Genomic DNA, 11,678 nt, shown 5'->3' on the forward strand with positions numbered 1-11,678 from the left:
CCTTGCATTTCAACACTTATGCAAGGCCTTGGAAAGGTTTAGGTGGCGTCCCCGGTAGGAATCGAACCTACATCTAGTCTTTAGGAGAGACCCGTTCTATCCATTGAACTACGGGGACCGGACATTGTCCGTGCAGGACAATAAACGGGAAGGTTTCCCCGCTCAAGCAAAAAGCAGGGCAATTACTCCATAAACCTTGATTTTGAAGTATTTTTTTCCTAGAACCGTTTTCGTGAGTTTTTTCCCAACTGCTTGTTTTCTCTCTGTTCTCTGCATTTCCCTGACCGGATACGGCCATTGTCATGACAGCCTGCCGGACGCAAGGCCGGCCATACGCTCCATGTACCGGCCCGCTCCTACCCCGGATCAAATAGAATTAGGTCCGGAGAAAGTGAAATATTACCCACTCCGCCTTTATTGGGAATGGGAACGGTATACTCCCCGGGTCCTGTCCCTGCTTTTGCCGGAGGCTGCCCAGAATTATGAAATGGCCGCTGTGGATTGTCCCTCATGGGAGCCGGAACGCGCAGTCGCCCTCATAGGAAACGAACTCCACTGGGCGGTAGCGGCAGAAGGCAACAAAACGGATTATTTTATCAGCAGCGCTCCCCTGTGGAAGAGCTGGTGGGCCTCCTTTCTTGAAAAGTATCTTCCGGATTATTTTCCGGAAGAAACATTCCCTGCATGGCTGCACCCCTCTGCCGCTCTGCTGAATGCATGGAAGGATCAAAAAATTCGCCATCTGCATTGGCAGGAGTACAGCAGGAATTACGTTCGCCGCGGCGTTGCCATCCTGCCGCATGAACTGGCGCAGGAACTCAAAACCACCTGGAAGAAGTGCCTGGAAACCGCCGTACTGGACATTCCTACGGAGATATTTGCGTGCTGTGACCAAGGATATTCCTTCTACTCCGCGACTCCCGGCTTAATTGCCACGGAATTGCATTATTACCGCGGTCCTTTACCCTTGAAACGCCGGATGTTCCACATTTTCCATCTTCTTGTTGACGCGGCGAGCATGGACGATTTTACGCCCGGAACCCAGCAAATGCTGATGGAGTTATGCGCCGACACCCGCAAAATCGCCGGAGAAATGAAGAAAGTTCCCCCGCGCGGTTTTTACTGGCGAGAGTTGGGCACAAAATTTTATTCTTCCTGTCCCGACTCGGCAAATAAATTTTGGGAAGAGAAAAAGCCCTCTTTGCGCCAGGGCAAGTCTGTTGAAGCCTGCCTTCTGAAAGAGTGCATGACGCTGCCCCTTTCAAAAAATCCGGTCTGGAAGGATTTGTTCCCCAATGCTCCGGAACACGCCACGGCCTGGATGAACATTTATTCGGACGGCCAGTGCGGGGGCGCCTATATCCACCAGGGATTCCTCCACACGGCCACCACGTATCTGGGGCGGCATTCCCGCCTCCTGTACGATTTCAGCCGGATGGACCATCCGCCCGCCATGACGCCCTATGATTTGTGGTGGGACGGGGAAGAGATGAGAGTCCGGCGCTCCTTTCTGAAACTGGAACCTGCCGCGGAACGGGAATTGAAGGCATATCTCCATTTGCTTTCCCGCTTCCGGGGCGGCACGAATCATCAGGAAGCCTTCTCCGGCATGCTATTCAGCACTGACCTGGGCCACAAGGACCGGATTCTGCAAGCTCTGAAAGAAGAATTCATGGAAGATGAGGATTCCTGTCCTCCCGTTCAATCATCTGTGCTGGACGACGTTTATTCGTTCTGGACTTCGGGAGACGTCAACTATCTTCAGGAAGGCTCCGACCAATTGAATCAGCTCCGGAAAAACAGGGAAAAATTGGAACGGTATATGGAAAAACATCCTCCGGAACAGTAAATCCGCCCATGCGGCAGCGGAACGGGGCGCACAAAAGCCTTGAGCCGGGAAAGGAAGAGCCGTAGCGTTAAAGGCGCCATCCCCCGCCTTCCGGCCATGCTTAACTTCGTTTACGACAACAAGACCACCATTATTTTCGGAAAAGGCACCCAGCATGAAGCGGGCAATCTTTTAAAGCCGTTCGGAAAAAAAGTCCTGCTCCACTACGGCAGCGGCAGCATCAGGCGTTCCGGCCTTTACGACGCCGTTACGGCCTCCCTGAAAGCCGCCGGGGTGGAGTATGAGGAACTGGGCGGCGTCCAGCCGAACCCCACGCTGCCCCTGGTATATGAGGGCATCCGCCTCTGCCGGGAACACGGCCTGGGCATGATACTGGCCGTGGGAGGAGGGAGCGTCATTGATTCCGCCAAGGCGATCGCGCTGGGCGTTCCCCATGAAGGGGACATATGGGACCTTTATCTTTCCAAAAAACAGCCGCAGGCGGACCCGCTTCCCGTCGCCACCGTGCTGACCATTCCCGCCGCGGGCAGCGAGAGCAGCCCGAATACGGTGATCACCAATGAAGAGACCAGGCGCAAACTAGGGTACGGTTCCCCCCAACTGCGCCCCGTGTTCAGCATCATTAATCCGGAATTGTTCTTCACGCTCCCGCACCACCAGATGGCCAACGGCGTCAGCGACATGATGAGCCACATTTTTGAGCGCTATTTCACCAGAACCCTGCATACGGACCTTTCAGACGGCCTGTGTGAAGCCACCCTGCGCACCATCATGAGAAACGCCCGCATCCTGAACGGGAACCTGCATGATTACGACGCCTGGGCGGAGATCGCCTTTTCCGGCAATATCGCCCATAACAACCTGCTGGGTGTAGGCCGTGAGCAGGACTGGGGGTGCCATGCCATGGAGCACGAACTGAGCGCCCTGTACCATGTGGACCACGGCGCGGGCCTGGCCGTGGTCACCCCGGCATGGATGAAGTACGTCTCACCCAAGCACCAGGAGATGTTCGTGCAGTTCGCCGTGAATGTGATGGGCGCGGAAGGCTCCTTCCGGGAGCCGGAAGCCCTCATCCGGGAAGGCATCTCCCGCCTGGAACGTTTTTACCGGGAGATGGGGCTTCCGGCGACCATGGAGGAGCTGGGCATCCGTCCCGGGGATTTCCCCCTGATGGCTGAACAGGCCATCAGCGTGCGCGGCCCCATCGGCGGACTGGAAAAGCTGGACGCCCGGGATGTGGAAGCCATTTACCGCCTGGCGTGTAAAGATGCGCTGTCTGATTGACGGGCGCCCGGCCATTTGCCGGCATTAAGACAATTTCACGCATTTTGTAACCTACTTGTAACTTGCCAAATATTTTCCGGGGAAGTATTCTGGCTGAATGAACAGAATCTTTTCCGCGCTTTTTCTGGCGGCGGGCATGCTGGCTTCCGGAATGGCTTCCGCCGCATCCTCCGGCTCCACCCCGCAGGAACAGGAGGGACAAGCCGCCAAGGTTGAGGACAAGGCTCCATCCCTTTCCGGGCAGCAGAGGAAGCAGTCCATGGAGGCCATTGAAAAGCTTTTGGAAAAGAGGCTGTTCAAGCAGGCGGCCGAACAGTCCTTAAAACAGCTCAACGAGTACGACGACCAGTACAGCGGCGCGGACCTTCTTCTTTACTACCGGGCATTGACGCGCCTGAACGCCCTGGATGATTCCCTGAATCTGGATACCATCCTGCAAGAACAGATGAAGCGCCATGGGGATAATCCCCGGTTCCTGATGGATGCCGCCCGCCTGTATCAGGATGCCTGCCACACGTTCAAGCTGGTGGACGGCGCCTACATCCGCGGCAGCGAGCCATGGGACGGGGAATATTCCGGAGAAGCGCGGGACCGCGTACAAGCCCTCCGGTGCCTTTTCAAGGCCATGCAACTGGCGGAGAAGGACAAAAACATGAAGCTTCTGGGGCAGCTGCGCTTCCTGACGGCACAGGCGTTCCTGCAGGGAGGGGAACGCTATAACTCTCTTTCCCCCTTCCAGGCTTACGCCGCCCTGGGCAACCTGACCAGCCTGAAGGAATTGCCGGATTACGTCTCCAGGGAGGAAGCCTCCCCCTTCCGGAACGTCGGAACGGTGCCCGTCACGGTTAATCCGGAGACGGGAAAGCCGGAGGTGGTTTTCTACCATGCCTCTTCCTCCTGGGAGACAGCAAGGAATGACGGCGAGCGCATGCGCTGGCTGCTGGATGCGGCCATTCAGGCAGCCCCGGAAATGGCCAACCAGATCAACTGTTATACAGCGTCCTGGTGCCAGCAACTGTTTTCCTACTCCAATACGGCTCCCTCCCAGGAATTCGTGTACGGCCCCGGCAACGCGGGAGCCGTGGCGGGCATCAACCCGGCGGAATTGAAAACAAACCAGACCGTTGTCAAAACGGACCGGACAGGCAAGGGAAAATTCATGCTCGTCACCCTTCCCCCGGATTACGATTTCATCAGGATTGCCTCCACCGTCCAAACCACCCCTTGCCCGGAGTATTACGTTGCCGCCGGCAATCTGAAAGCCGATGAATTCCTGTCCCGCAACCAGAGGCCGGAAGCAGCGGAAATATTAGTGAACACCCTGAAAAACTGGAACACTCTGTCCTGGGACCAACAGGACAAGGAAGAGTTCCTGCGCGTCGCGGATCACCTGAAGGAACGCATCGCCGCCATCACGGAACCCAACGGGACCTTTGACACGGACAAGAGAACCCTGTTATCCGGAGAGCCGGTTACGGTCGCCTTCTCCTACCGTAACGCCTCCCATGCCCGGGTTACGGCCCGTTCCGTGGATATGCGGCGGTGGCAGCAGGAACGGATGAACAAGGTGCAGGCCTCAAGTACGCTGGGCAAGGCCTATAGAAAGAAGTATTCCAGTCTGGGGACACTTCTTTTCAATTTACTGCATGACAAGTCATACGCCGGTTACCTGGGAGAAGAAATCAAGGGGCCGGAGGTGGCTTTGGAGCCGGGAGACCGGCACCTGAACCGGATTGCCCAGATTCCCGTTCCCGCGGAGCAGCCCGGCTGGTACCTGCTTACCGTTACGCTGGACAACGGCTACCGCTTCCACCGCTTCCTCACCCTGTCAGACATGGTGCTGGTGCGCCGTTCCGTCCCGGAAGGCAACCTCTGGTTCCTGGCGGACGCCAGAACAGGAACGCCCGTGGAAGGGGCAGACCTGCGCCTCCTGCGTTACCGGGAGGATAAAACGCTTAACAAGCATCAGGTGAAGGGTACCACGGACAAGGACGGTGCCATGATAGAAACCATTCCGGCCCCGGATAAGAAAAACCCCTTTTATTCCATGTTCCTGGGCATCGCCTCCAGGGGAAACAGCTACGTGCTGGCAGGGCTCCAGGATTACGGCTGGGAATCCGGCAACCGGCTCATGAGCACGGACGACAAAGCTTCCGATCCCTACTCCTGCTTCTTCCTGGAAAGCCAGCCCGTGTACCGCCCCGGACAGACGGCCCGCTTTAAGGGCGTCCTCTTCCGCCCGGACATCGCGAACCCCGGAACGCAGGACTGCGCCGGAAAAAAGCTGACGCTGACCATTACTTCCCCAACCGGGGATGAGAGCGTTTTTCCGCCAAAAACCGTCACGACGGATTCCACGGGCTGCTTTGAACTGGAGCTGCTCATTCCGGCAGGGGCCCAGCTGGGGCAGTATTCCGCCAGCCTGCAGCTGCAAGATTCCGCCGACCCTGATTTCAGGCTGTATGCCCCGCTTTTCCGAATGGAAGAGTACAAGAAACCGGAATTCTCCGTCAAGATGGACGCTCCCTCCAAGCCTATCCGCCTGGGACAGCCTGTCCCCGTTTCCATTCAGGCGGATTATTATGCGGGCGGTCCCGTGAGTGAGGGGAAGGCCACCATCACCATCACCCGGACGCTGGGAGCGGACGTCTGGACTCCCTATTGGAAATGGAGCTGGCTGTATGACCGCTCCTTCAGCCCGTACTATATCCCCTTTTTCCCTGACGCTCCCCTCACCGTCCTGGAAAAAACGGTGCCGCTGGACAAGGATGGAAAAGCATCCGTGGAACTCTCCACGGCACAGGACGCACGGGATTTCGCCTCCCAGAACATCACCTACCACGTCTCCGCCAGCGTGACGGACGCTTCCCTGCGGGAAATTTCCGCTTCCGGACAGGTGATCGCCACGTTCCGCCCGTTCAACATCTTCACCTCCCTGAACCGCGGCTACGCCCCCACCGGAACCCCGGTGCAGGCCACCATCACCGCGGCCACGGCGGACGGTGTCAAGATAGGAGCCGCCACGGGAACGACGGTATTGCAGCATATCAAGGCGGACGGCAGCCGCCAGGCCCTGGAAACCTGGAATATCACCACCGGAAAGGAAGGGGAGGCCTCCCTCTCCTTCCAGACCAGGGAATCAGGGCTGTACGCCCTCTCCACCACGCTGGAGGACGGACACGGGAACAAGGTGGAGGAATCCTTCCAGTTCCTCTCCTACGGCACAGGCAAACAGAACCCTTTTAAAATCAATCCTCTTACCATCACTCCGGATAAGAAGGAATACGCTCCGGGCGACACGGCCAAACTGCTCGTCACGTCGGACTATCCGGACGCCCGCGTCTGGACCTTCCTGCGCAATTCCTGGAAAAACGAATCCCGCCGCCTGGTCTCCCTGGACAGGCAGACCGCCCTGGTGGAGTGCCCGCTCACCCGCGAAGACATGCCCAACATGGGCGTGAACGCCTTCACCGTCAGAAGCGGGGAACTTCACCAGGCCTCCGCGGAACTGCTGCTGCCTCCGGACAGCCAGATACTTTCTCCTTCCGTCACGCCGGGCAAGCCTCAATACCAGCCCGCGGAACAGGGAAGCGTAACGGTCCAGGTGAAGGGGCCGGACGGCAAGCCCGTTAAAAACGGCATCGTGACCCTGGCCGTTTATGACAAGGCTCTGGAATACATCGCCCGCCCCAACATCACGGATATAGCCAAAACCGTTTGGGGCAGATTGAATGGAACCACCTTCCTCAACCTGAAAAAAATGACGGCCTCGGGAACCTCCCAGGACAGGGGGCCGGACCAGCCTTATTTCCAATCCCTGCTGTTTTACGGCAGATACGGATATATGACACGGGATAAAATCGGGGCTGTCAACGGGTTTGCTACGGCAGGCCTCAGGTCCGGAAATTCCGCCGTTCTCAGCAAGTCGGCGAGCCGCGTATTGGCTGAGGGAGCAGACTTTGCCGCAGCAGCGCCGGCGCCGGTAGTGCAGGCTATGGGCGCAGCCGAGGAAAGCGCGGAGGATTCCTTTGCAGCCGGACAGGGAAAAGGGGATGCGCCGGAAAACGCTTCTCCCGCCATTCAACTGCGCACCAACTTTGCGGACTGCATCAAGTGGTGCGGCACGCTCAAGACAGATGAGGAGGGCAACGTCACCGTACCCGTGGAAATGCCGGACAACCTGACCACCTGGAAAGCCGCCGCCTGGGTCATCACGTCCAGCCTGCAGGTAGGACAGGCCTCCGCGGAATTCCTGACGACGAAGGATTTCATGGTCAGCATGCAGGCCCCGCGCTTCTTTGTGGAAAAAGACGTGGTCATGCTCAGCGCCCTGGTCCGCAACCGGACGGACAAAGCCGTCCGCGCCCGCGTTTCCATTTCCCTGAAAGACGGCTGCCTGGAACTTCTCCCGGCTGGCGCTCCGGCGGTGAAGGGACTCGCCGCGGAAACGGACAACTCCGCGGTGCGGGAAGTGGATGTTCCCGCACAGGGCCAGGCAGTCGTCAACTGGTGGACTGCCGCCATCCGGGAGGGAACCGCCACCGTCGCCATGGAAGCGGCAGCGGGTTCCGCCGGAGACGCCATGCAGATGAACTTCCCCGTGCTGGTGCACGGCATGAAGCAGCTCCACGCGGGCAGCGCCGTGGTGCTTCCCGGAGAACAGGAACAGCAGCTCTCCATCACCCTGCCGCAACAGCGGCGCAGGGAGGAAAGCGAGCTGGTCGTCAAGGTCTCCCCCAGCATCGCCCTGAGCATGGTGGAGGCCCTGCCCTACCTGGCGGAATACCCCTATGGCTGCGTGGAACAGACGCTCAACCGCTTCCTTCCCGCCCTCGTGGTGACGAACACGCTCAAGCAGCTGGGGCTGAATCCCGGCGCGGCGCTGGAAAACCACCGCAACCTGAATCCCCAGACTATCCGGGACAAGGCTTTTTATGACGGCGTCATGAAGAGGCTGGAACGCAACCCCGTGTATGATGAAGCCACGCTGAAGGAGCTGGCGGCCAAGGGCATTGCCTCCCTCCGGGAAAAACAGCTCTCCAACGGTTCCTGGGGATGGTTTGGAGGAGCGGATGAGGGGGATCCCGTCATGACGGCCCATGTGGCCCATGGCCTCAAGCTGGCGTCAAACACGGTCAAGGTTCCGGAGGGCATGCTTTCCGGCGCCGTCCGCTGGCTGGAAAACTACCAGTCAGGCCAGGTAAGCCTTCTGGCGAAGGGAGACGAGTACCGGAAGCTGGAAAAACTGCCGGACGGCCCCGGGAAGAAGGAAGCCATCCGCAAACTGGGAGATTACCGCCTGACGGCTTCCGCAACAGACGCCCTGGTCTATTCCGTACTGGTGGAAGGGGGCGTCATCAACCTTCCCATGGAACGCTACCTTTTCCGTGACAGGCTGGAGCTCCCCGTCATCAGCCAGATCCAGCTGGCGGAAATCCTGCTGGACGCCCACCGCATGGACGATTTCAAGAAGGTGATGCCCATCATCTCCCAGTTCCTGCAACAAGACGATTCCCTGCAAACCGCCTGGCTGCGCCTTCCGAACGAAGGTTACTGGTGGCGCTGGTACGGAAGCGACGTAGCCACCCAGGCGGCCTACCTGAAGCTGATGGCCAAGAGCGACCCCGGCAACCCTGTCACGGCTCGCCTGGCCAAATGGCTGCTCAACAACCGCGCCAACGGCTCCTACTGGAACTCCACCAAGGACACGGCGGACTGTCTGGAGGCCCTGTCAGCCTATCTTTTCCAGACCAGGGAAGGCATGGAGGACATGGAAGCGGAAATCCTTTATGACGGCGTTCCGGTCAAAACGATCTCCAGCACGAAGGAAACCCTGTTCACCTTTGACAATGCCTTCCGGATGAGCGGAAAAGACCTGGCGGACGGCAGGCACGTCATCACCATCCGGAGGAAGAAGGGCAAGGGAAACATTTACGCCAACTCCACGCTCAGCTACTTTTCCCTGGAAGACCCCATACCCGCCGCCGGGAATGCCGTCACCGTGGAACGCTCCTACTACCGCATCCAAAAGGAAACCGTGAAGGATGACGCGGTCAGGGATACCCAGACGGACAGCGGAGAACTCGTCTCCCAGGGGAAGGACGTGACCCGCCGTACCCTGCTGAACAATGGAGACGTCATCGCCAGCGGCGATATCATTGAAGTGGTGATGACCGTGAAAACGAAGAACGACGTGGAATACCTCATGCTCCTGGACCCCAAGCCCGCGGGATGCGAATCACAGGAAACCGCCAGCGGATACGCCTGGATGGGAACCGTCTCCGGCTACAAGGAAATAGGGGATGAGGAAATACGCATTTTCCTCTCCTCCCTGCCGATGGGCAGCTACCAGATCAGCCACCGCCTCCGCGCGGAACGCCCGGGACGTTTCAGCGCGCTGCCCGCGGTGATTGAAGCCATGTACGCTCCGGAACTCCGCGGCAACAGCCGGGAACACAAGATAGGCATCTCCATGCCTGCCGAATAGCAATCCCGGCCATCCCGCCTTTTACCCCAGCGCCCGGAACGAAAAGTTCCGGGCGCTTTTTAATTACTCCTGACTACGGCATTCCAAGGAGCGCCTTCCTGAAAAATATTCCCTGATTCCTCGTATCCACCCCTCCGTCCGCACATGAAAAACGCTTGCAATCCGTTTGCGGAAGCGGAGAATGCGTTGCCCGCCGCGCAGCGGGCCATGCCATGGAATCCGGAACCTTGAAGGGACATATTGCCATGGGGACGGCGGCCGTCATCTGGCGCCTCATGTCTCCCGTCAGCAAACTGGTGATGCAGCCGGGGGAAGTAAGCTCCGCCTCACTGGCTACATTCCGCCTGTTGGGCGCGGCCATCCTGTTCTGGCTGGCCTCCGCCTTCGTGCCCGCGGAAACCATTGAACGGAAGGACCGGCTCACCTTGTTTTACGCCTCCCTGTTCGGCATCATCTTCAACCAGATGGCCTTCACGGTGGGCGTGGGCTTCACCTCCCCGGCGGACGCGGCCATCATCACCACCATCACCCCGGTGCTGACCATGATTCTGGCGGCCTTCGTCCTCCGGGAAATGATCACCGGAAAAAAAATCATCGGCGTGTGCGCCAGCGCCATCGGGGCCATTCTGCTGATTTCCGGCAGCGGAGCGCGGGCGGCGGCCCTGCCGGGAGACAACAACCTGCTGGGGGACATCCTTTGCCTGGCTTCCCAGTGCAGTGTGGCCGTGTACTTTGTCTTCTTTAAAAACCTGATTGGCAAATACTCTCCCGTCACCCTGATGAAATGGATGTTCACGTATGCCGTGGCCGTCTGCCTGCCCTTCACCTTCCGGGAGGTGGCGTCCATCCATTATTCCGCCCTGCCCGTGCAAACGTGGCTGGGCATCGCTTATGTGGTGGCGCTGGCTACCTTCGTCAGTTACATCTGCCTTTCCTTCGCCCAGCAGCGTCTGAAGCCCACCGCCGTCAGCATGTACAACTACTGCCAGCCGGTGATTGCCTCCTCCGTGGCGGTGCTGTGGGGCATGGACCACTTCGGGTGGATGAAGACCCTCTCCGTCCTGCTCGTGTTCACGGGCGTGCTTCTGGTCACCAGAACCGGGAAAAAAGCCGCCGTTCAGGAACCGTAAAGACCGAGAAGGCACGAAAACAGTCTTCCTCAACCGTCCATCAGCCACGCAGAAATGAACATCCTTGTTTTGGGAGGCACGGGATTCCTGGGAACCCGTTTGGTGAATGCCCTGCTGGAAAACGGGCACTGGGTTTCCATCGCCGCACGGGGGACCACCCGTGACGCCTTTGGAAACCGCGTGCGCCGAATACGGACTGACCGGACGGACCAGCGTTCCATGGCTGCGGCACTCCGGGGAACAAGCTATGATGTGGTTTACGACAACCTGGCCTATGGAGCCGGGGACGTTTCCACGGTTCTGGATGCTGTCTCCTGCGGCCTTTACGTGATGGCTTCTTCCGCCGCCGTTTATACGCTCCGCCCCGGTCTCCGGGAAGAGGACTTCCGTGCTGAAATGTATTCACCCTCCCGGCCCGGGCGTAAAAACACCTCTTACGCGGAGGGAAAACGCGCCGCAGAAAGCGTCCTGGCGCGGGAATATGCCTCCCGGAAAACCCTCGCCGTCCGCTTCCCGGTCATCATGGGACCGGAAGACAACACCCGCAGACTGCCATTTTATGCGGAGCACCTGCTGGCGGAACGTCCCATGACGATTGACAACCCGGACAGCCAAATGAGCTTCATTCATGTGGAGGAAGCGGCGCGCCTGCTGGCCTTTGCGGCGGAAAACCGGGTGAAGGGAACCCTCAATGCCGCCAGTGAAGGAACCGTTTCCCTGAGGGAAATGCTGGCTTATATGGAGACGCGGACGGGGAAGGCCCCCGTTCTTCATGAAAAAGGAGACGCGGCGCCCTACAATGGGATAGGAGCGTACAGCCTCTGCCTGGACCGGGCGGAAAAATCCGGATTCCGGTTCTCCCACGTCAGGGACTGGATGTCCGGATTACTGGATTCCGCTCTTTCCGGGGAATAAGTTACAGGCAGGG

The 11,678-nt window shown here is 58.8% G+C and carries 5 protein-coding genes and 1 tRNA gene; 5 read left to right on the forward strand and 1 reads right to left on the reverse strand.

Annotated features, from left to right (window positions below):
- Positions 1-43 precede the first annotated feature (43 nt).
- Positions 44-118: transfer RNA gene (locus tag CXU21_RS04175), tRNA-Arg, on the reverse strand.
- A 273-nt stretch (positions 119-391) separates the two neighbouring features.
- Here CXU21_RS04175 and CXU21_RS04180 point away from each other — a divergent pair.
- The 5 genes from CXU21_RS04180 (at position 392) to CXU21_RS04200 (ending at position 11,665) form a co-directional block, all read left to right on the forward strand.
- Positions 392-1,849 (forward strand): hypothetical protein, encoded by a 1,458-nt coding sequence (locus CXU21_RS04180; RefSeq protein ID WP_102725151.1) that lies wholly within the window; start codon positions 392-394, stop codon positions 1,847-1,849.
- Positions 1,850-1,945: 96 nt separating this feature from the next.
- A complete protein-coding gene (locus CXU21_RS04185; RefSeq protein ID WP_102725434.1) occupies positions 1,946-3,133 on the forward strand; it encodes an iron-containing alcohol dehydrogenase in 1,188 nt (395 codons plus the stop codon).
- A 97-nt stretch (positions 3,134-3,230) separates the two neighbouring features.
- Positions 3,231-9,620: an alpha-2-macroglobulin family protein gene (locus CXU21_RS04190; RefSeq protein ID WP_102725152.1), complete on the forward strand. Its 6,390-nt coding sequence runs from the start codon at positions 3,231-3,233 to the stop codon at positions 9,618-9,620.
- 227 nt (positions 9,621-9,847) lie between these two features.
- Positions 9,848-10,750: a DMT family transporter gene (locus CXU21_RS04195; protein ID WP_257997353.1), complete on the forward strand. Its 903-nt coding sequence runs from the start codon at positions 9,848-9,850 to the stop codon at positions 10,748-10,750.
- A gap of 54 nt (positions 10,751-10,804) precedes the next feature.
- Entirely contained in the window at positions 10,805-11,665 is an 861-nt protein-coding gene (locus CXU21_RS04200) for an NAD-dependent epimerase/dehydratase family protein (protein WP_102725153.1), read from the forward strand.
- The last annotated feature ends 13 nt before the right edge of the window (positions 11,666-11,678 follow it).

The organism is Akkermansia muciniphila (assembly GCF_002884975.1).
Lineage (GTDB): Bacteria > Verrucomicrobiota > Verrucomicrobiia > Verrucomicrobiales > Akkermansiaceae > Akkermansia > Akkermansia muciniphila_C.